This is a genomic window from Psychrobacillus sp. NPDC096426 (assembly GCF_044762745.1).
Classification (GTDB): domain Bacteria; phylum Bacillota; class Bacilli; order Bacillales_A; family Planococcaceae; genus Psychrobacillus.
The window spans coordinates 74,010-93,823 of record NZ_JBIWEX010000014.1; the positions used below are offsets into that span (position 1 = coordinate 74,010).

The 19,814-nt window shown below is 39.1% G+C and carries 23 protein-coding genes; all 23 read right to left on the minus strand.

From position 1 onward, the window contains the following. Positions 1-303: 303 nt before the first annotated feature. The 23 genes from murA to prfA all read right to left on the minus strand — a co-directional run bounded on the left by murA (position 304) and on the right by prfA (position 19,701). Positions 304-1,599, minus strand: a complete 1,296-nt coding sequence (murA, locus tag ACIQYS_RS13065; RefSeq protein ID WP_402980491.1) for a UDP-N-acetylglucosamine 1-carboxyvinyltransferase — start codon at positions 1,597-1,599, stop codon at positions 304-306. A gap of 327 nt (positions 1,600-1,926) precedes the next feature. Continuing rightward, complete coding sequence (locus tag ACIQYS_RS13070; protein ID WP_402980494.1) at positions 1,927-2,163, minus strand: DUF1146 family protein; 237 nt, start codon at positions 2,161-2,163, stop codon at positions 1,927-1,929. A 162-nt stretch (positions 2,164-2,325) separates the two neighbouring features. Next, positions 2,326-2,730, minus strand: coding sequence for a F0F1 ATP synthase subunit epsilon (locus ACIQYS_RS13075; protein ID WP_402980497.1), 405 nt, complete (start codon positions 2,728-2,730; stop codon positions 2,326-2,328). A gap of 24 nt (positions 2,731-2,754) precedes the next feature. Beyond that, the gene (gene atpD / locus ACIQYS_RS13080; RefSeq protein WP_402980500.1) at positions 2,755-4,170 is read right to left on the minus strand and encodes a F0F1 ATP synthase subunit beta; all 1,416 of its coding nucleotides are present in this window, start codon (positions 4,168-4,170) and stop codon (positions 2,755-2,757) included. A gap of 35 nt (positions 4,171-4,205) precedes the next feature. Then, a complete protein-coding gene (atpG, locus tag ACIQYS_RS13085; protein ID WP_402980503.1) occupies positions 4,206-5,066 on the minus strand; it encodes an ATP synthase F1 subunit gamma in 861 nt (286 codons plus the stop codon). Between the two features lie 45 nt (positions 5,067-5,111). Then, positions 5,112-6,620, minus strand: coding sequence for a F0F1 ATP synthase subunit alpha (atpA, locus tag ACIQYS_RS13090; protein WP_402980506.1), 1,509 nt, complete (start codon positions 6,618-6,620; stop codon positions 5,112-5,114). Between the two features lie 27 nt (positions 6,621-6,647). Then, positions 6,648-7,184 carry a F0F1 ATP synthase subunit delta gene (locus ACIQYS_RS13095; protein WP_402980509.1) on the minus strand — a complete coding sequence of 179 codons (537 nt, stop codon included), beginning with the start codon at positions 7,182-7,184 and terminating at the stop codon, positions 6,648-6,650. Then, a complete protein-coding gene (gene atpF / locus ACIQYS_RS13100) occupies positions 7,181-7,702 on the minus strand; it encodes a F0F1 ATP synthase subunit B (RefSeq protein WP_402980513.1) in 522 nt (173 codons plus the stop codon). The genes ACIQYS_RS13095 and atpF overlap by 4 nt, the downstream gene beginning before the upstream one ends. Before the next feature lie 134 nt (positions 7,703-7,836). Beyond that, positions 7,837-8,061 carry a F0F1 ATP synthase subunit C gene (gene atpE / locus ACIQYS_RS13105; RefSeq protein WP_053590520.1) on the minus strand — a complete coding sequence of 75 codons (225 nt, stop codon included), beginning with the start codon at positions 8,059-8,061 and terminating at the stop codon, positions 7,837-7,839. A gap of 68 nt (positions 8,062-8,129) precedes the next feature. Then, a complete protein-coding gene (gene atpB, locus ACIQYS_RS13110; protein ID WP_402980516.1) occupies positions 8,130-8,840 on the minus strand; it encodes a F0F1 ATP synthase subunit A in 711 nt (236 codons plus the stop codon). 29 nt (positions 8,841-8,869) lie between these two features. Continuing rightward, positions 8,870-9,241 carry an ATP synthase subunit I gene (locus ACIQYS_RS13115; protein ID WP_402980519.1) on the minus strand — a complete coding sequence of 124 codons (372 nt, stop codon included), beginning with the start codon at positions 9,239-9,241 and terminating at the stop codon, positions 8,870-8,872. 6 nt (positions 9,242-9,247) lie between these two features. Next, positions 9,248-9,466 carry an AtpZ/AtpI family protein gene (locus tag ACIQYS_RS13120; protein ID WP_402980522.1) on the minus strand — a complete coding sequence of 73 codons (219 nt, stop codon included), beginning with the start codon at positions 9,464-9,466 and terminating at the stop codon, positions 9,248-9,250. A gap of 265 nt (positions 9,467-9,731) precedes the next feature. Next, positions 9,732-10,361, minus strand: a complete 630-nt coding sequence (gene upp / locus ACIQYS_RS13125; RefSeq protein WP_402980525.1) for a uracil phosphoribosyltransferase — start codon at positions 10,359-10,361, stop codon at positions 9,732-9,734. Positions 10,362-11,297: 936 nt separating this feature from the next. Beyond that, the gene (gene glyA, locus ACIQYS_RS13130) at positions 11,298-12,533 is read right to left on the minus strand and encodes a serine hydroxymethyltransferase (RefSeq protein ID WP_402980528.1); all 1,236 of its coding nucleotides are present in this window, start codon (positions 12,531-12,533) and stop codon (positions 11,298-11,300) included. Positions 12,534-12,553: 20 nt separating this feature from the next. Beyond that, a complete protein-coding gene (locus ACIQYS_RS13135) occupies positions 12,554-13,099 on the minus strand; it encodes a TIGR01440 family protein (protein WP_402980531.1) in 546 nt (181 codons plus the stop codon). Between the two features lie 19 nt (positions 13,100-13,118). Beyond that, positions 13,119-13,556 carry a ribose 5-phosphate isomerase B gene (rpiB, locus tag ACIQYS_RS13140; protein ID WP_402980534.1) on the minus strand — a complete coding sequence of 146 codons (438 nt, stop codon included), beginning with the start codon at positions 13,554-13,556 and terminating at the stop codon, positions 13,119-13,121. A 97-nt stretch (positions 13,557-13,653) separates the two neighbouring features. Beyond that, positions 13,654-14,961, minus strand: coding sequence for a methyl-accepting chemotaxis protein (locus tag ACIQYS_RS13145; RefSeq protein ID WP_402980537.1), 1,308 nt, complete (start codon positions 14,959-14,961; stop codon positions 13,654-13,656). 1 nt (position 14,962) lies between these two features. Beyond that, on the minus strand, positions 14,963-15,403 hold the full coding sequence (locus ACIQYS_RS13150) for a low molecular weight protein arginine phosphatase (RefSeq protein ID WP_402980540.1): 441 nt from the start codon (positions 15,401-15,403) through the stop codon (positions 14,963-14,965). Positions 15,404-15,461: 58 nt separating this feature from the next. Further along, positions 15,462-15,965 (minus strand): manganese efflux pump, encoded by a 504-nt coding sequence (locus ACIQYS_RS13155; protein ID WP_402980544.1) that lies wholly within the window; start codon positions 15,963-15,965, stop codon positions 15,462-15,464. Between the two features lie 130 nt (positions 15,966-16,095). Then, the gene (locus ACIQYS_RS13160; RefSeq protein WP_402980547.1) at positions 16,096-17,124 is read right to left on the minus strand and encodes an L-threonylcarbamoyladenylate synthase; all 1,029 of its coding nucleotides are present in this window, start codon (positions 17,122-17,124) and stop codon (positions 16,096-16,098) included. 68 nt (positions 17,125-17,192) lie between these two features. After that, a complete protein-coding gene (locus tag ACIQYS_RS13165; protein ID WP_402980550.1) occupies positions 17,193-17,726 on the minus strand; it encodes a stage II sporulation protein R in 534 nt (177 codons plus the stop codon). Positions 17,727-17,771: 45 nt separating this feature from the next. After that, on the minus strand, positions 17,772-18,629 hold the full coding sequence (gene prmC, locus ACIQYS_RS13170; protein ID WP_402980553.1) for a peptide chain release factor N(5)-glutamine methyltransferase: 858 nt from the start codon (positions 18,627-18,629) through the stop codon (positions 17,772-17,774). Beyond that, positions 18,622-19,701 (minus strand): peptide chain release factor 1, encoded by a 1,080-nt coding sequence (gene prfA / locus ACIQYS_RS13175; protein ID WP_402980556.1) that lies wholly within the window; start codon positions 19,699-19,701, stop codon positions 18,622-18,624. Before prfA ends, prmC begins: the two co-directional genes overlap by 8 nt. Positions 19,702-19,814: the final 113 nt, after the last annotated feature.

The window sequence follows — 19,814 nt, forward strand, 5'->3', positions numbered from 1 at the left end:
GGAAACCAATCCACTGTGTAGGCAACCAATTATCCTAGCTAGGCAACCAGTTCCCTCGTGAGAGCAACCAATTTCCTGACGAAAGCAACCAACTAAAAATAACAAGTCCAAAGTTGCTATGCCTTTGAAATCGGGTGCTCTCTCACAAAAAATGGCAATGGGAAACCAATCCGACTGTGTAAGTGACCATTCTTCCTAGCTTGGCAACCAATTCCCTCGTGAGAGCAATCAATTCGCTAGCGAAAGCAATCAAACACAAAAAGCACTATACACGAATACATGCATAGTGCTTTTCATATAGTATTATACGAGCTGTATTGCTTTTTCAGGGCTTTCAGTACCGATTCGTTCGATGTCTGCACCAAGTGCTGCGAGCTTTTTGTCGAAGTCCACATAACCGCGATCTAAATGATATAGTTCGGTTACACGAGTAATACCATCTGCAACTAGACCAGCGATAATTAATGCTGCCGCTGCCCGTAAGTCTGTAGCGCCAACTTCTGCACCTTGCAGTTTAGATGGTGACTCCATAATTACAGAACGCCCTTCGATTTTCATATTGCCATTCATACGACGGAATTCTTCCACATGCATGAAACGATTTTCAAAAACGGTTTCTGTAATGATGCCAGTGCCGTGCGCCGTCATCATTAATGCCATCATTTGTGATTGCATATCCGTTGGGAAACCAGGGTGTGGCATTGTTTTAATATCTACAGACTTTAAATCGCCTTTCGCTTTTACACGAAGACCTTGTTCTTCTTCTGTAATTTCAACACCCATTTCTTGCATTTTCGAAATAAGCGCAGTCATATGTTCAGGTACAGCATTTTCAATTACTACGTCGCCTTTTGTGATCGCTGCCGCAACCATAAATGTTCCCGCTTCAATACGATCTGGGATAATATGATGTTCTGTACCATGAAGTTCCGCGGCACCTTCGATACGAATAGTATCCGTACCAGCACCACGCACATTTCCACCCATTTCGTTGATAAAGTTAGCTAAATCGACAATTTCCGGTTCTTTTGCGGCGTTCTCAATAATAGTAGTACCTTCTGCAAGAGCTGCAGCTGTCATAATGTTTTCCGTTGCACCAACGCTTGGTACATCTAGATAAATTTTGGCTCCTTGTAATCGACCATTTGTTTTTGCTTCAACAAAGCCCTGACCGAAAGAAATTTCAGCACCCATTGCCTCAAAACCTTTTAAATGTTGGTCAATTGGACGCGATCCAATCGCACAACCACCTGGAAGTGCAACACGTGCGAATCCATTGCGCGCTAAAATTGGTCCCATTACAAGTATAGAAGCACGCATTTTACGCACATACTCAAATTGAGCTTCACTCGAAAGTCTTTTTTGTGAGTCAATAATCACTTCGTTTTTCTCAGGGCTATATACTACTTCTGTATTTAAGCTTTTTAAAACCTCGTTTATTGTCAAAACATCTGCAAGTGTCGGCACATCTTTAATAACGTTTTTTCCATTGGTTGCGAGTAATGCTGCTGCAAGCACTGGTAGGACTGCATTTTTTGCGCCCTCTACTCGAACTTTTCCGTTTAACGTTTGGCCACCTTTAACAATGATTTTATCCACTTCGTTCCCTCCGCGTTCTTATCCTCATTTGCTTTATATAAAAGAAAAATATGTATGATGTCATATTTGGGTATTCAAAACAATATTCATCATACAATGTAATTCAACTATATACAAGCATCAAAAACACTATTTTCAATGTCTATTTCAGTATATTTTCTTATTTTATTATACGTAATACCCAGGCTTTTCGTGTAGATAATTTTTAATTACCCCACAGATCTTTTCACAAAACCTATTCCACGAAATATTTCCCAGGAAATACGAGCAGATTCTACATGCTCATACAAACTTATCCATTATTTGCATGAGCATATAGGATCTGTTTTAATTAAATAAAAACTGTAGTTGATCCGACCAGGCAGTGAGATTCAAGAAAAAGTTTGCGACTGTTGACCCAATTGTAATACTAGCCAAAATGAATAATAGTTGTGCTTGAAATACATGGTGCTTTTTAATTATTCTGTCCAGCATGAGTGCCTGTAATGCATAAAAAGAAATTCCGATAAAAAAAATATTAGCTAAAATTGCAAGTACCGCTTGTTCGCTATTTAATAAACCCATTTTTCATCGTCCTCCATTTTTATCAATTTAAAGTAAGGAAAAAGCTTCTAAAAATTCACTTATCTTATTTGTATTCCGAAGTTTACAATAATCACATCTAATTACTTATTAAAGAAAAAACGGGCAGAACTTGATCTGCCCGTTCCTTATAGCTAAATATAGTTAAATGTTACCCTCATAAACGTTGATACGATTCATCGCACGTTTCAAAGAAAGTTCAGCACGACTAGCGTCTAATGCATCTTCTTTGCCTTGAAGACGTTGTTCTGCACGTTTCATCGATTCTTTAGCACGAGCTACATCGATATTAGAAGCAACTTCAGCAGATTGTGTTAGAATCGAAACCTTTTCAGGACGAACTTCTACAAAACCGCCGTTTACTGCTACGTACTCGGATTTTCCATCTTTTTTCAGTTTAACAGCACCTATAACAAGTGGTGCAACTGTTGGAATATGCCCAGGTAAAATACCGATTTCACCGGATGCTGTTTTAGCGATGATCATGTCGACTTCAGAATCGTATACCGGGCCGTCGGGAGTGACAATATTGACTGTAAGTGTCTTCATATTTTTACCTCCTGGTCCGATTTATTATACTTCTACGCCCATGCTTTTCGCTTTTTCCACTACTTCTTCAATGCGTCCAACTAGACGGAAAGCATCTTCTGGTAGGTGGTCATATTGTCCTTCAAGAATTTGTTTAAATCCTTGAACTGTTTCTTTAACTGGAACGTATGAACCTTTTTGACCAGTAAATTGTTCCGCAACATGGAAGTTTTGAGATAGGTAGAACTGAATACGACGTGCACGGTTAACCGTTAATTTGTCATCGTCCCCTAATTCATCCATACCTAAGATTGCAATGATATCTTGTAGCTCTCTGTAGCGTTGTAAAGTGTATTGTACTTGACGTGCTACATCATAATGCTCTTGTCCTACGATTTCTGGTGAAAGCGCACGAGAAGAAGAAGCTAAAGGATCTACCGCTGGGTAAATACCCATCTCAGATAATTTACGCTCTAGGTTTGTTGTTGCATCTAAGTGAGCAAATGTTGTTGCTGGAGCTGGATCCGTATAGTCATCGGCTGGTACATAGATCGCTTGGATAGATGTAACCGAACCAGTATTTGTAGACGTGATACGCTCTTGTAATTGACCCATTTCAGTTGCAAGTGTTGGTTGGTAACCAGCTGCAGAAGGCATACGACCTAATAGTGCTGATACTTCCGAACCTGCTTGTGTGAAACGGAAAATGTTATCGATGAATAATAGTACGTCTGCACCTTGTTCATCACGGAAATATTCAGCCATTGTAAGACCAGTTAAAGCAACACGCATACGTGCACCAGGTGGCTCATTCATTTGACCGAATACCATTGCTGTTTTCTTAATAACGCCAGAATCGCTCATCTCATGGAATAAGTCGTTTCCTTCACGTGTACGCTCACCAACACCAGCGAATACCGAAATACCACCGTGTTCTTGTGCGATATTGTTGATTAGTTCTTGGATAAGAACTGTTTTCCCTACACCGGCACCGCCGAATAGACCGATCTTACCACCTTTAATATATGGAGCGAGTAAGTCTACTACTTTAATACCTGTTTCAAGAATTTCAACTTCTGTTGAAAGATTTTCGAATGTTGGAGCTGAGCGGTGAATTGGATCACGACGATCATTCACTGAAATTTCTTCTCCTAAGTCGATAACTTCACCCAATACGTTAAATACACGTCCTAGTGTTACGTCACCAACTGGAACAGAAATCGCTGCACCAGCATCAATTACTTCCGTACCGCGCTTAAGACCATCAGTAGATGCCATAGCAATAGTACGAACTGCGTCATCTCCTAAGTGTAACGCTACTTCTAACGTTAACGTAGTAGGAGCTTCGTTTGGACGTTCAATCGCTACAGTTAAAGCGTTATAAATAGCTGGTAATTGGCCATTGTCAAACTTAACGTCAACAACTGGACCCATTACTTGTAGTACTTGTCCTTTGTTCACTACTGTTCCCTCCTGTCTTACTTTTCTTTCATTGACTATTCAAGAGCCGCTGCACCGCCGACAATTTCCGTAATTTCTTGCGTAATTGCTGCTTGTCGTGCTCGGTTATAAACTAATGTTAAGTTACCAATTAAGTCAGTTGCGTTGTCTGTTGCAGATTTCATCGCGGACATACGCATAGCATGTTCACTTGCTTTACCATCGAGTAATGCACCAAAAATTAGGCTTTCCGCATATTGTGGAAGTAACACTTCTAGAATCGCTTCAGCTGAAGGATCGAATTCATAAGAAGCAGTTGTGCCTGTTTCTACTGCAAGATCCGTAAGTGGCAGTACCTTTTTCTCTGTAACTTCACTAGAGATGGCACTGACAAAGTGGTTATAGTACATATAAAGTTCATCATATGTACCATCCGTGAACATACCAACAGCTCTGCGCGCTATTTCTTTAATATCAGAAAAAGCAGGTTGATCTGGTAAACCTATTACATCTCCGATTACATTCGAACCACGTTTCACGAAGAAGTCACGTCCCATACGACCAATTGCTAAGATAACATACTCGTCTTTGGAAGAATGTCGCTCCGCTATTGCATTAGATGCTGCGCGGATAATATTACTATTATACGCACCAGCTAAGCCACGATCTGCCGTAATAACAAGATATGCAGTCTTTTTCACAGGACGAGAAGTTAGCATTGGATGCGCTCCGTCGCTTGTTCCTGTTGCAATTGCACCTACTACTTCTTGAATTTTAGACATGTAAGGAACGTATGCTTTTGCATTTTCCTCCGCACGGTTCAATTTAGAAGCTGAAACCATTTGCATAGCTTTCGTAATCTGACTTGTTTTCTTGGTTGACGTAATTTTACCTTTAATATCGCGTAATGATGCCACTGGTATTTCACCACCTTATCGTTTTTTTTCACTTAGACTTTAGAATTACTCAGATTTAGCGAAAGTCTTTTTAAATGCATTTATTGCATTTGACATATCTTCATCTGAAGGAAGATCTTTAGTCGTACGAATATGATCTAAAACGTTCGTGTGGTTTGAATCTAACCAGCTATGAAGCTCCGTTTCAAAACGAGTAACATCTTTTACTGGAATATCATCTAAATGGCCACGAGTAAGTGCGTATAAAATCATAACTTGTTTTTCTACTTTAATAGGGTTATTCAAGTCTTGTTTTAATACTTCTACTGTACGCATACCACGGTTAAGTTTTGCTTGAGTTGCAGCGTCAAGATCTGATCCAAATTGAGAGAATGCTTCTAGTTCACGGTATGCAGCTAGGTCTAGACGAAGTGTACCCGCAACTTTTTTCATTGCCTTAATTTGAGCTGAACCACCTACACGAGATACGGATAAACCAGCGTTGATGGCTGGACGTACACCCGAGAAGAATAGGTCAGATTGTAAGAAGATTTGACCATCTGTAATGGAAATAACGTTTGTTGGAATATAAGCAGAAATATCTCCCGCTTGTGTTTCAACGAACGGTAATGCAGTGATTGAACCTGCACCAAGTGTTTCATTTAGCTTCGCAGCACGCTCTAGTAAACGGCTGTGTAAGTAGAATACATCCCCTGGATATGCTTCACGACCTGGAGGACGACGAAGAAGTAATGAAAGTTCACGGTAAGCAGCTGCTTGTTTAGATAAATCATCATAAACGATTAACACGTGCTTGCCTTCGAACATAAACTCTTCTGCCATTGTTACACCAGCATAAGGTGCTAAGTATAATAATGGAGCCGGTTGTGATGCAGATGCAGTCACAACGATTGTGTAGTCTAAAGCACCTTTTTTTCGAAGTGTTTCTACTACGTTACGTACAGTCGATTCTTTTTGACCGATTGCAACGTAAACACAGATCATGTCTTGGTCTGCTTGGTTAAGAATTGTATCGATTGCTACAGTCGTTTTACCTGTTTGACGGTCACCAATGATTAACTCACGTTGACCACGTCCGATTGGAACAAGTGCATCAATCGCTTTAATACCTGTTTGAAGTGGTTCATGTACAGATTTACGTGCCATAACCCCTTGTGCAGGACTTTCGATTGGACGAGATTTTGTTGTTGCGATAGGACCTAGTCCGTCAACTGGTTGGCCAAGTGGATTAACAACACGACCAATCAATTCTTTCCCAACAGGAACTTCCATAATACGGCCAGTTCGACGTACTTCATCGCCTTCTTTAATGTCAGTGTATGGTCCAAGGATAACGATACCAACGTTGTTCGCTTCCAAGTTTTGTGCCATACCTAGTACACCAGTTGAGAATTCTAAAAGTTCTCCAGCCATGACGTTGTCGAGGCCATGAGCAAGGGCAATACCGTCACCAATTTTGATAACTGTACCAACATCGCTAACTTTCATCTCAGATTCATAGTTCTCAATCTGCTGTTTAATCAAGACACTGATTTCTTCAGCTTTGATGCTCATGTATGTCACCTCTCAAAATTCATAATATTAACCGATCAAATTACGTTTTAAACGATCTAGCTTCATGCTAAGACTGCTGTCGTAAATGCGGTTTCCGATTTGAACACGCATTCCACCAATGATTGATGGATCTACTATGTTTTGAATACGTAAAGAATGTTTTCCGACATTTTTCGCGAATGCAGATGAAACGTTTGCACGCTCTTCTTCTGTTAACTCACGAGTTGTATATACTTTCGCGTCAGCAATACCTTGTGCTTCGTTCGAAAGTGCCATAAATTCAGTAATAATGCTAGATACTTCGCCTAATCTTTTCTTATCAATCAACACTAAAAGCGTTTGAATGACGATCGGATTAGCATCACTGAAAATTTCACGAATTAACGACTTTTTCTTATCTAGAGATAGCTTCGGGGAAGTGAATAAAGTCTTCACTTCTTGGTTGCCGTTCCAAACAAGTTTCAGTTCACGTAAATCATTTTCTACTGATGGAAGTTCGTTTTTTTGTTGTGCTAGTTCGAATAAAGCGATTGCGTATCGTTTTGCTGCAGTTGAATTACTCAATTAACTTCGCCTGCCTTCGCAATCGTTGCCTCGATTAGCGCACGATTATCTTCTTCCGAAACTTCTTTTTCAAGAACTTTCGACGCTGCAAGTACAGAAAGTGAAACTACTTCTTGTCGTACCGCTGCAATCGCTCTTTCTTTTTCTGTATCGATTTCACGGATAGCAGATTCTTTTAAACGCGCAGCTTCAGAACGAGCAGTCGTAATAATTTCTTCACGAGATGCTTCTCCTTGCTTCTTCGCATTTTCGACAATCGCTAATGCTTCCGTACGTGCTTCTTTAAGTAAGTCACGTTGTTCTTCGAGTAAACGCTGTGATTCCCCGCGGCTATTTTCAGCTGCTTCGATCTCACTTGCGATCAACTCTTCACGTTGAGTCATAATCCCCATAAGTGGACCCCATGCTACTTTCTTCAAAAGAGCCATAAGTAATAAGAAGAAGAATAGTGTAGCGATGATATCCCAAATGTTTAACCCGGCGCCACTAGCACCAAGGATAAGGTAATCAAAAGACACGATTGTTTCACTCCTTTCAAACGCTATTAAGAGATCTTACTTTTATAATGTAAACATTTCATCATTGTTTTCTAAATTCATAAAGAGAATGGCGGATAAGTTTCCGCCATTATATATAGACTTGTCTATGTTTATTATTTGTTTAATACGATGAACGCGATAACTGCAGCGATGATTGGAATCGCCTCAACTAATGCTACCCCGATGAACATAACTGTTTGTAAAGCTCCACGTGCTTCTGGTTGACGAGCGATACCTTCTACTGTTTTTGAAACGATTAAACCATTACCAATACCTGCACCAAGTGCACCTAAACCGATTGCTATAGCTGCTGCTAAAAGACCAACTGAACCTACCATTGTTTAATTTCCTCCTTGGAATGTTGTTTTGTTTTTATTTATTTCTGCTTAAAATTAAAGCAGTTATATTAATGGTCTGTCGACACTTTGTGCGACATATAAACCATCGTTAACATTACGAAAATGAACGCTTGGATTCCACCTATAAATAAGGAGAAACCTTGCCATGCCATTGCTGGAATAATTGCTCCAACAAAGCCGAAAATGCCAGATGTTGCTAATCCTGCAAGTAGTCCGAGTAGAACTTCCCCTGCGTAGATGTTACCGTAAAGACGAAGACCGAGTGTCAACGTATTTGCGAATTCTTCAATAATTTTTAAAGGTAATAGGAATGGAAGCGGCTTCAAGAAGTCTTTTCCATATTCTTTTGAACCTTTCATTTTAATACCGTAATAGTGCGTTAATAAAAGAATCATTACTGCTAATGTCATTGTTACTGTTGGATCTGCTGTTGGGGATTTCCACCAAAGCACCCCATCATACGAAATGGAAAACGGAAGTCCTAATACGTTCGCTACAGCGATAAACATGATTAATGTAATTCCAAGAATATGGAATCGTCCACCAGTTTGCCAGTCGAAGTTACTTTTAATGATGCCTTTCACGAAGTCCATTATCCACTCCATGAAGTTTTGCATACCAGTTGGCTTCAGTTTCAAGTTTCTTGTCGCAATGTATGCGATCAAAAATACGATGAGTGTAGTAACTGCAAGCATTAATATGTTGGACCAGTTACCATGCATCCCTAGAAACACAAATTCTGGATTTTTATGTTCCACGATTCATTCACCTCTCTTTCACATACTCATTACTGATTTCTTGCATGAAACATAATACGTTCTACAACAAGCAGAACATAGGGAATCATTAAACCGATAACCGTGCTAATAAGATGAATATACTCTGGAAGGGCAAGGGCAATTGCAACTGCTGCAATACCTGATCCAAAGCGGAAGGCTGTACCTAAACCTGCTCGTCCTTTTTCACCTGATAACACACGATCAAATTTCTCCATTCTACGAGTTAGAATCCAGAAATTATACAGACCAAATAACGAACCTAGTGCTAAGCCTGCAAAAATTGTCGAATATTGGGTGAATCCCCAACCTAGCGCACATACTGCGAGCAAAAAAAATATGTATCTCTTTTGCTTCGTAAAAATACGTTGCATTTCTAGCATTGTTCTTTAGTCTCCTGAATCATATTTTCGAATGGTAGTAATAAGCGCCGTTACACAAGTCAAAAGACCTAGTAGTAAGCATATTACTAAAAAAACTGGAGTGGTTCCATATGTTTTATCTATCCACATTCCTGTGAATATTCCTATTAATATAGAACCTACAAGCTGTGAGAGAATCGCCGAATATAATGCTATCCCTTGTAACGGACGTCTTGTCTGACGCATAAAAAAATCCCCATGTTTTCCTTATTAAGTAAAAACTGTGAATCTAGTAGAAAGTTGTTACGACAAGTGTTTCGAGCATGAAACCCCTATCATTATATCCTTTGTAAGCATACAATAGGGGAAATTTTATGTCAATTGGTATCAGTGAAAAACTTCACAAATACTTCTTATTTGACATAGTATCGACAAATTTAAAAAATTGTGAAAAATGCTTGCTTGTCAACGGATGTTTTTTATGCACAAGCAAGCATTTTCAAGGCAGGATTTACTTTGTTCCGAATAAACGGTCACCAGCGTCTCCTAAACCTGGTACGATATAACCATGATCATTTAACTTTTCATCAAGCGCAGCTATATATATATCTACATCTGGATGGGCTTTTTGTAATGCTTCTACACCTTCTGGAGCTGCGATTAAACACATAAACTTAATGCTTGTTGCTCCGCGTGTTTTAAGTGAATTTACTGCTTCGATTGCAGAACCACCTGTTGCAAGCATAGGATCTACTAAAATGAAATCACGTTCTGCAACATCTGCTGGAAGCTTCACGTAATATTCTACAGGTTGTAATGTTTTTGGATCTCTGTATAGTCCAACATGTCCAACTTTTGCAGCCGGGATTAATTTTAAAATACCATCAACCATCCCGATACCAGCACGTAAAATTGGAACGATTCCAATTTTCTTACCAGCTAACACTTTAGATTTAGTTGTTTGTACTGGTGTTTTTACTTCTGTTTCTTCTAATGGCAGATCACGTGTAATTTCAAAAGCCATTAGAGTAGCCACTTCATCCACAAGTTCGCGGAATTCTTTTGTTCCCGTCTCAATATTGCGGATATATGTGAGTTTGTGTTGAATAAGTGGGTGGTCAAATACGAAAACTTTCGGCATATTTTTGTCTCCTTCGTGGTTTTATTTCAAATTCTATTAATTATAACAAAAAACGCAGGAAACATACTACTAATACCATGTCTTAATATTGCGTCTATTCATTGTGGTGTCATTGGTTTGTAAAAATTAATTGTTGATTGGTCTATATTGTAGAAATAGCACAGTGTAAGTGTTCTTTAACTACTCACAAATGATAGTTTGCGCTTTATAGGAATAATGCATTAAGGAAGTTACGACCAGGATTTCCGCTGCAGGGCGGACGCTTTCCGCCGCCCTTCCGCTCCAATCCACGAAAATTGCTAGATAGTCAGAGTCACTGTTTTTAAATTCAATCTTATGTAGTATTTTCTTGAAAATAAAATCCAATAAATAGGTAATATCAATCAATCAGTTATTTAAAACAATCAGTTCTATTTGGAAAGCGACTAAATTAGCAAGAAAGCTACCAATTCTTAAAACAACAAGTTTACTTTGAGTGAGACAACGATGAATACAAGATGTTATTCCAATAAATAGTTGAATTAAACGAACTTTATTCTAGTAAATATCCGTTTATTTTGAGGCAGCATATTCTAATTAGGTTTAATGAATATTGCGTAGTGGACTTGATAAATTTAAATCTCTGATTAATGTAGATGCCAAATTAGCAAGAATTTCCCATTGATTGAAGCGGAAGGCGGCGACTCCGGCGGGATCAAGTGAGAAAGATGAGACTTCACAACGTACGCGAAGCGGCGGTGAAGGCTCATCGCTCACCCCGCGGAAAGCGTCCGCCTGCAGCGAAAATCATAGCTGTACCTATTAGAGCTTTTATGACGCATTACCTTATGTTGTTGACAGAAAGTTATCTGCAAACCATATATTTTATAGTTTCCTAAAATATGAAAACAAGCTACCTTCTTTTTTCAACAGGTAGCTTGTCTTTATATTACTCTATTAATTATATAATGGGAATTTTTCTGTTAAAGCTGCAACACGTTCTTTTGCTTCTTGAATCACTTCTGCGTCTTCGTGGTTTTTCAATAGTTTTGCAATGATGGATGCAATTTCTTTCATTTCCTCTTCTTTAAATCCACGAGTTGTTACAGCAGGTGTTCCTAAACGGACGCCAGAAGTAATAAATGGACTTTGTGTTTCATATGGGATTGTATTTTTGTTTACTGTAATTCCTACTTCATCTAATACATGCTCAGCAACTTTACCTGTAAGATCAATTGCAGAAACATCTACTAGCATTACATGATTATCTGTACCACCTGATACGATACGCAGACCTTCTGCTACTAAACTATCTGCTAAAGTCTTAGCATTAGCGATTACTTGCGCTTGGTATTCTTTAAATTCTGGTTGTTGCGCTTCACCAAATGCAACTGCTTTTGCCGCGATAACATGCATTAATGGACCACCTTGAATTCCAGGGAAAATTGTTTTATCAATTTTCTTCGCGAATTCTTCTGTTGTTAAGATCAACCCTCCACGTGGTCCACGCAATGTTTTATGCGTTGTGGACGTAACGAAATGAGCATGTGGAACTGGGTTTGGATGAAGACCTGCCGCTACTAACCCCGCGATATGCGCCATATCTACAAATAGGTACGCTCCGATTTCATCCGCAATTTCACGGAATTTAGCAAAGTCGATTGTACGTGAGTACGCACTTGCACCAGCAACGATCATTTTCGGTTTATGTTCTAATGCTTTTGCACGAACATCTTCATAGTCGATTGTTTCGTTTTCTTTATCAACACCATACTCGATAAAGTTATATTGGATACCACTAAAGTTTACAGGGGAACCATGCGTTAAATGCCCACCATGTGACAAGTTCATCCCTAAAATCGTGTCACCTGGTTGTAATGCAGTCATGTAAACAGCCATATTCGCCTGTGAACCTGAATGAGGTTGCACATTTGCATGTTCTGCACCGAAAATTTCTTTCAAACGATCACGAGCAATATTTTCTACAACGTCGACATGCTCACAACCACCATAGTAGCGTTTACCAGGATAGCCTTCTGCGTATTTATTCGTTAAAACAGAACCTTGTGCTTCCATCACTGCTTCGGACACGAAGTTTTCAGATGCGATTAACTCAATATTTGTTTGTTGACGTTTTTTCTCTGCAAGTATTGCCTCGTATACCGCTGAATCTTGTGCTAAAATTTTCTCCATTCTCATTTCCTCCTCTGAACTCATCCGTAAAATGCACGTTCTCCACCAATTAGTTTCGGACGTGTGTTGGCAATCGTCACGACTGCTTCCCCAATTTGTTTCGTGGACACGCGAATTGGAACAGCTACAGGCTGTAACTGCATACCAATAAGGGTTTGTCCTATATCAATGCCGGCACGTGCTTGTACATGCTCGACTACGACTGGGTCTTGGAATTTCGTGTACGCATAAGCAGACATGGAGCCACCTGCACGAACAACTGGAATAACTGAAACTTCCGAGTATCGATACAGCTTTTGCGTTTTTCTTTCCATTGTAAGGGCACGGTTAATATGCTCGCATCCTTGAAAAGCAATATGCACTTTATTGCGCAAAGCAAATGCTTGTATTGGTCCATATAAAACCTCTGCCACTTCTAAACCACCGGCAGTCCCAATTTTTTTACCTATAATTTCTGAGGTTGAACAACCTATAACCAAAAGATCATCTTCATGAAAGTCGATTTGCTGCTCCACTTCTAGGAGAAGCTGTTCTATTTGCTCTTTCCACAAATCTTTTGCTTCCATCTGAAAATCCCCTTCTTCCTCAGTTTTCTAGTGCTGTAATTTTTTCTACTCGGCGTGTGTGTCGTCCACCTTCAAAATCTTGTGCAAGCCAAGTTGCAACGATTTCTCGTGCAAGTCCTGGTCCTATTACTCGTTCTCCCATTGCAAGCACGTTCGAGTCGTTATGGCATCTTGTAGCTTTTGCTGAAAATACATCATGAACTAATGCACATCTAATCCCTTTTACTTTGTTTGCTGCGATAGACATGCCGATGCCTGTACCACATATTAAAATACCACGGTCAAACTTCCCACTTACTACGCCTTCTGTAACTGGTACTGCGTAGTCTGGATAGTCAACAGAATCGTCACTCGTTGGACCAAAATCTTCATAAGAAAGTCCGAGCTCTTCTAGTTGTTGCATAATTTCCTTGCGAAGATTATTTCCGCCGTGATCAGAAGAAATTGCAATTTTCAATTTGTTCCCTCTTTTCTGTTTTAGTACTCCTATTCATCATACCATTTATCTGCAAAAAAAAATACAATTCACGCAAAGTGAATTGTATTAAAAAAGTCTATTTTGACGAATTTCTGTCAAATTGCGAAATAACCTTGAATAATTCTTCTGATTGTTCCTTTAATCCGAACGATAGGCGATCAATTTGCTCAATCGATCGTGCTTGTTCATCTGTCGCACTTCTTACTTCTTCTGCTCCGGCAGATGTTTCTTCTGCAATCGCAGCCACTTCTTGGGATTGACGGGCGGTGTTTTCAATATTCGTTAATTGGTTTTCTACTAATGAAGAAATTTCTACAACAGATTCTGCCATATCATGGATTTTAAGTGACATTCCTTCTACGGCCTCGTTCGTTTCAGAAACACGTTTTGCTTCTCCTACCGCAAAGTTTACTTGGTTAGTCATTTGATGGACAACCGTTTGGACATCTGTTTGAATAGCGATGATTAATTCCGAAATGCCTTGTACAGCTTTGCCACTCTCATCTGCTAGTTTACGCACTTCTTCTGCTACAACCGCAAAACCTTTTCCATGTTCCCCAGCTCGAGCAGCTTCGATCGATGCATTTAATGCAAGTAAATTCGTTTGAGCTGCAATATCTCCAACTAGTTGAATAATATTCTCCACTTTCCCGGCGTTTACTTCTAGCTGTTTTACATTCACTAAAGCTGCTTCACTTCCAGAAGCAACTTGTTGTATGCCATTTACTAGAGATTGAATGACTTCGGTCGTTTGCGCTAAACCACGGATCATTTCCCTTGACTGTATATTTGATTTTTCTGCACGCATATTTACTTCCGAAGCTAACATACGAACATCTTCTACAGACTCCACCGTTTCTTGTACAGCGACAGCCGAGTGTTCAGCCCCTTCAGAAATTTGGGCAATCGTTTGGGCAATTGCTTCAGCCTGCTCAGAAGCAACGGAAGATTGTTGCGATAATTGTTGCACCGTATTATTGGTTTTCTCAAAGTTATCTTCAATACTCTGAACCATCTCTCTTAAATTGACAAGCATCGCTTGAAATGCGATCGAAACGGACTGGATTTCATCTTTTGATTTTGGTACTTCCACATCTACACCAATTTTACCTTCCGATGCATGCGTCGCAACCTTTTCCAAATTAAATAATGGTTTAATAATTAATCCACTGAAGAAATATGCAAGTAGCCCGGACCAGAAAATTCCTAATGCGTACATACCAATTTCAAAACTAAGCGATTTTGTTGTACTTTCAAAAATTAAAGGCTGGATAAAGTTAATAAACACTGCACTCGTTGTGTATGTAACTAATGCCAAAACCGTAACAAATAAAACAATCTTCTTTTGAATTCCAAATGAGTACCGCTTCTTTTCTGTTGTCATTCTAATCCTCCTGGAGTTTTTTCACTAGTTCGTCTGTAAGTGTTTGTAGCTCTTGGAACGTGCGCTCATATGTACGTAAATCTCCTCCATATGGATCTGACACATCATATGGACTTTTTGGTGTCACATATTCTTTGTACATATAAACTTTGGAAATAGCTTGTGGAAATGCATAAATAATCGATTGCTTATGGGATGCTGTCATCGTAAGAACGAGATCCGCCCAGTCGATTAATGATTCTTTCATAGCAGCCGACTCATGAGTAAAAGGTATGCTTTCTTTTTCTAAGACCATTTGACCATACCGAGACATTTCTCCTCCATCCATCGCATAAATACCTGCGGAACGGACGTTTATATTCTCTATATTTCGAGCCTTTAATATCGCTTCTGCCATTGGACTTCGACACGTATTTCCCGTACAAACAAACAAAATATTCATCGTTACATTTCCTCATCTCTAGTATATATTATTTAGCTACAAATATTTTTGTAAATTGTTAAATATTTCGTAAAGTTATAATACCTAATATTAATATGGCGATTCCCGCCAGTTTCATAATATACCCTCTGTTCAGAAAAGCATGTTTATAAATCACTTTCTGCGCAATAAATACTGACAAATAGGAAAATATGCCCGAACTTATAATGAATAGCATTTTTTCTACTTTAAGCATACCAAATGAAATACTTACTGAAAAGGTATCCATGCTGGCAACTACCGCTAGTAGATATGGTGAAAGAAGCGGTGCTTGTTTAGGTGATCTCGCTAAAATCATTTGTAATCCAACAAGTGTTAGTAAAAATCCAGATAAATAAGGACTCGCATATTGTAAATAATTTTGCACCAAAGCTCCAGCATAATAACCGATTAACGGAAACAACATATGTAAAGATGCCACCCACGCTGCCAATGTGAAAATTTGCTTCCGATATAATACGAGCGAAAACAAGATCAGTACATCTACTGACATTAATCCACCCGCTACTATTTCACGCCACAAAAAAATCTCCCCCGTCCGTTTGCATAATTAAATGTATGCAAACGGACGAGCGAGAATACACCCGGATAACGAAGGATTTAGGGCTCCGGTGTTCGATTTCTGATTATTCATTCCCACAAAACACGCTGTACTAGATCTCAAACCAATTACCATTAGACGCCTTTTCCAGTCTATTCATAATAGCCGTACCGACACCTTGTTTCGAAAATATTGGGACTAATATAATATCAGCATCTGTTTCATCACAGGTTCTAAGTGCCTCATATAACAAGTGAGCAGCATCTTCTAGTTGGTGTTCTTGTCCTAATGAAAAATAGTAGTTCGCATTCGTAAGTAGAAACTGTTCTGTCGCAATTAGCGCCACTTTCTTCTCATCATTATGTATTTGTTTAATCGCCTGTTGTACTTTTTCGGTTGATGCTTCGATTAAATAGACGGGAGCATCCGGTGCATAATGTGCATACTTCATGCCTGGTGCACGGGGTGCTTCTACATTATCTGTAAGTTTAGACTCGTTAACCTGTCCGATTACTTTTTCTAGCATCTCTTTCGTTACTCCACCTGGGCGTAATATCGTGGGTACTTCTGTCGTAAAATCCAAAACCGTTGACTCTAATCCGATTCCAGTTGCACCACCATCTAAAATAAGAGGGATTTTCCCGTTTAAATCATGATAGACATGCTTCGCTTTCGTTGGACTAGGTTTTCCACTTCTATTTGCACTTGGAGCAGCAACCGGTTGTTTTAAACGTCTAAGTAATTCGAGCGCTACAGGATGATCCGGCATGCGAACGCCAACCGTATTTAATCCAGCTGTTACATTTTTAGCAAGTGAATCGTTTTTAATAGGTAATACAAGCGTCAGTGCTCCCGGCCAAAATTTGTCCATACATGTTTCAGCTAAATTCGGAACATTTTGTGTAAACGCGGCTAATTCTTCTTTTGCCCCTATATGCACAATGAGTGGATTATCTTGCGGTCTGCCTTTTGCTTCGAAAATTTTGGATACAGCAGATTCACTCGTCGCAATAGCACCTAGCCCATAAACAGTTTCTGTCGGAAAAGCAACTGTTTCCCCTGCACTTAATAACTCCACAGCTTGTGTATAACTAAATTCTTTTTCCGATAAGTTATCCACACTCGCAATTTCTGTTTTCATGTAGAATTTTCTCCTTTCTTTCTACTTTGTCCACAATTTGTTGATAACTTTCTGAATTTTGTGGATAGTCATGTGGAAAACTTCTTTTTTAACCATTCCCACACCCAAAATTTCGGCTTTTCTTCTTTTTCTAGTTCTTCTTTGTAACAAACCTTTGGAAATAAAGAGCACCACCAGTTATCTCCACGTGCATGTCCAATAGAGATGACGATTGACTCTACATTTGTTTGGGAAGTAATCCCGTCATTCCATACTTTAGGTGGAAATAAAGCCATTCCTGTGGATATATGAATCTCTTCATTTAATTTTTCTGACAACTTATCCACAGCTTGTTCTAATTCGCTATATGTTTGTTGCTGATTTTGATTATATTTGAGTAAGATAGGTTCGATTGCATTTTTTACTTCTTCTTTTATTTGTTGATCTTGGATTGTGTTACTATTGGCAATTAATCGAAAGCGCATTCCTTCCGCTACTTCTCCTTGTGGAAAAAGAAAAAATAAACAAAATTGAATGATTAGTAACATCCAGACAAAGAAAATAACTGCATCTATTTGCCCGCCAAGCCGTGGTGCTTTTTTTATCTCGTAATCTGGTAACATGTAACATTCCTCCCTTAGGAACATTGTTACCAATAGATTCATAACTTATTCATCAATTGTGCAAAAAACAAATCTATTTTTTTGATTTATATCTTTTACAATTTCCACAGTAGCAGTTGGAAAAGCAGTTTGAAGCATTTTTTGTACAGCAGGTCCTTGTGCATATCCTATCTCAAAACCTATGAAACTAGGAATATTCATCATTTGCGGCAGCTGTTCCGCCATTTTTCGGTACAATTGCAATCCATTTTCTTCGGCAAATAAAGCAAGATGGGGTTCAAAATCTAGCACTGTATCGGTCATAAATTCTGCTTCTTCATTTCCTATATAAGGTGGATTTGATAAGACGATATCCCATTTTTCATTTGCAATTGGGGCAAGTAAATCCCCTTGTTTGAATATAATCTTTGCTTCTAGCCGTTGTGCATTTTGTTTCGCTACTTCCAATGCTTCGTGGGAAATATCCGTTGCCGTAACATTTGCAGCTGGTATTTCTTTTTTGATCGTGATGGCAATTGCACCGCTACCAGTCCCGATATCCGCAACTTTCGGTGTAAATTGTGCACGGAATAGTTTTTTCGTACGTTTTTTTACTTCTTCTATTAACTCTTCCGTTTCCGGGCGAGGTATTAACACATGTTCATTCACTAAAAAATTCCGGTCATAAAATGTTTCTTGTCCGATAATGTATTGGAATGGGCGTCCTGTTGCATGCTCTTCTACGTAAGACCAAAATGTTTCAAAATCTTCTGTGGATATGTCCTCATATAAGTCTTGCATTAGTTGTGAATAACTTTTTCCTAAGACATGTTGCAATAAAAAACGAGCGACTCCTTGTTCCCGATTATTCGCCTCTAAAAAAGAAGAAGCCCGGGTTAGGGCCTCATAATTTGTTCTACACATTCGTATCATTCATTCTTTCTAATTTTTCGGCTTGATCTTCTACGATTAACGCATTCACGATCTCATCCATTTTACCTTCTAAAATTTGGTCAAGTTTTTGAATTGTCAAACCAATACGATGGTCAGTTACGCGGTTTTGCGGATAATTATATGTGCGAATGCGCTCGGATCTGTCTCCCGTACCAACAGCAGATTTTCGTACCGCATCATATTCCGCTTGCGCTTCTTGCAAGAATTTATCTGCAACACGAGCACGTAGTATTTTCATCGCTTTTTCTCTGTTTTTGATTTGTGATTTTTCATCTTGCATCGATACAGTAATTCCAGTTGGTAAATGGGTCATACGTACAGCGGACATCGTTGTATTAACGGATTGTCCACCCGCTCCTGAAGACGCAAATGTATCGACACGGATGTCTTTTTCATGAATATCTACATCTACTTCCTCTACTTCCGGAAGCACTGCAACTGTTGCTGTTGACGTGTGAATACGTCCACCAGACTCTGTTTCTGGAACACGTTGTACACGATGTGCGCCATTTTCGTATTTCATTTTGGAATAGGCGTTGTTCCCATTAATCATGAAAATGATTTCTTTGAATCCACCAAGTCCAGTTGGAGAAGAATCCATCACTTCAATTTTCCAGTTTTGAGATTCTGCATAGCGACTATACATACGGAAGAGATTTCCTGCAAATAGTGCAGCCTCGTCTCCACCTGCTGCTCCTCGAATTTCCATAATAACGTTTTTATCATCGTTTGGATCTTTTGGGATCAATAAAACACGTAGCCGCTCTTCTAATTCCTCGATTTGCGAATCAAGCTCATTCACTTCTTCTTTTACCATGTCGCGCATATCTGCATCTAGCTTATCTTCTAGCATAAGCTTCGCATCTTGGAGTTGACTCTTTACTTCTTTGTATTCGCGATATACATCGACTGTATCTTGCAAATCGGATTGTTCTTTCGAATATTGTCTCAACTTTTTTGTGTCATTTACTACATCCGGGTCGCTGAGTAATTCATTTAATTTATCATAACGATCTTCCACCGATTGTAATCGATCAAACATCGACCTCACCTCGTTCGTTTAAGTCTATCTCCTTATTATAAAGAAAAAGTGCAGTCCTTGCTACTTTTTCTGTACTATTGTTGCATGATACGCATTAAACTTTAGCATTTTGC

Coding starts and splice junctions, on each gene's coding strand:
- ACIQYS_RS13070 (WP_402980494.1), bottom strand. CDS start 2,163: ATGGGTTTATTAAATAGCGAACAAGCGGTACTTGCAATTTTAGCTAAT.
- ACIQYS_RS13075 (WP_402980497.1), bottom strand. CDS start 2,730: ATGAAGACACTTACAGTCAATATTGTCACTCCCGACGGCCCGGTATAC.
- atpA (WP_402980506.1), bottom strand. CDS start 6,620: ATGAGCATCAAAGCTGAAGAAATCAGTGTCTTGATTAAACAGCAGATT.
- atpE (WP_053590520.1), bottom strand. CDS start 8,061: ATGGTAGGTTCAGTTGGTCTTTTAGCAGCAGCTATAGCAATCGGTTTA.
- ACIQYS_RS13115 (WP_402980519.1), bottom strand. CDS start 9,241: ATGCTAGAAATGCAACGTATTTTTACGAAGCAAAAGAGATACATATTT.
- ACIQYS_RS13120 (WP_402980522.1), bottom strand. CDS start 9,466: ATGCGTCAGACAAGACGTCCGTTACAAGGGATAGCATTATATTCGGCG.
- upp (WP_402980525.1), bottom strand. CDS start 10,361: ATGCCGAAAGTTTTCGTATTTGACCACCCACTTATTCAACACAAACTC.
- glyA (WP_402980528.1), bottom strand. CDS start 12,533: ATGGAGAAAATTTTAGCACAAGATTCAGCGGTATACGAGGCAATACTT.
- ACIQYS_RS13135 (WP_402980531.1), bottom strand. CDS start 13,099: ATGGAAGCAAAAGATTTGTGGAAAGAGCAAATAGAACAGCTTCTCCTA.
- ACIQYS_RS13145 (WP_402980537.1), bottom strand. CDS start 14,961: ATGACAACAGAAAAGAAGCGGTACTCATTTGGAATTCAAAAGAAGATT.
- ACIQYS_RS13150 (WP_402980540.1), bottom strand. CDS start 15,403: ATGAATATTTTGTTTGTTTGTACGGGAAATACGTGTCGAAGTCCAATG.
- ACIQYS_RS13160 (WP_402980547.1), bottom strand. CDS start 17,124: ATGAAAACAGAAATTGCGAGTGTGGATAACTTATCGGAAAAAGAATTT.
- ACIQYS_RS13165 (WP_402980550.1), bottom strand. CDS start 17,726: ATGTTACCAGATTACGAGATAAAAAAAGCACCACGGCTTGGCGGGCAA.
- prmC (WP_402980553.1), bottom strand. CDS start 18,629: ATGTGTAGAACAAATTATGAGGCCCTAACCCGGGCTTCTTCTTTTTTA.
- prfA (WP_402980556.1), bottom strand. CDS start 19,701: ATGTTTGATCGATTACAATCGGTGGAAGATCGTTATGATAAATTAAAT.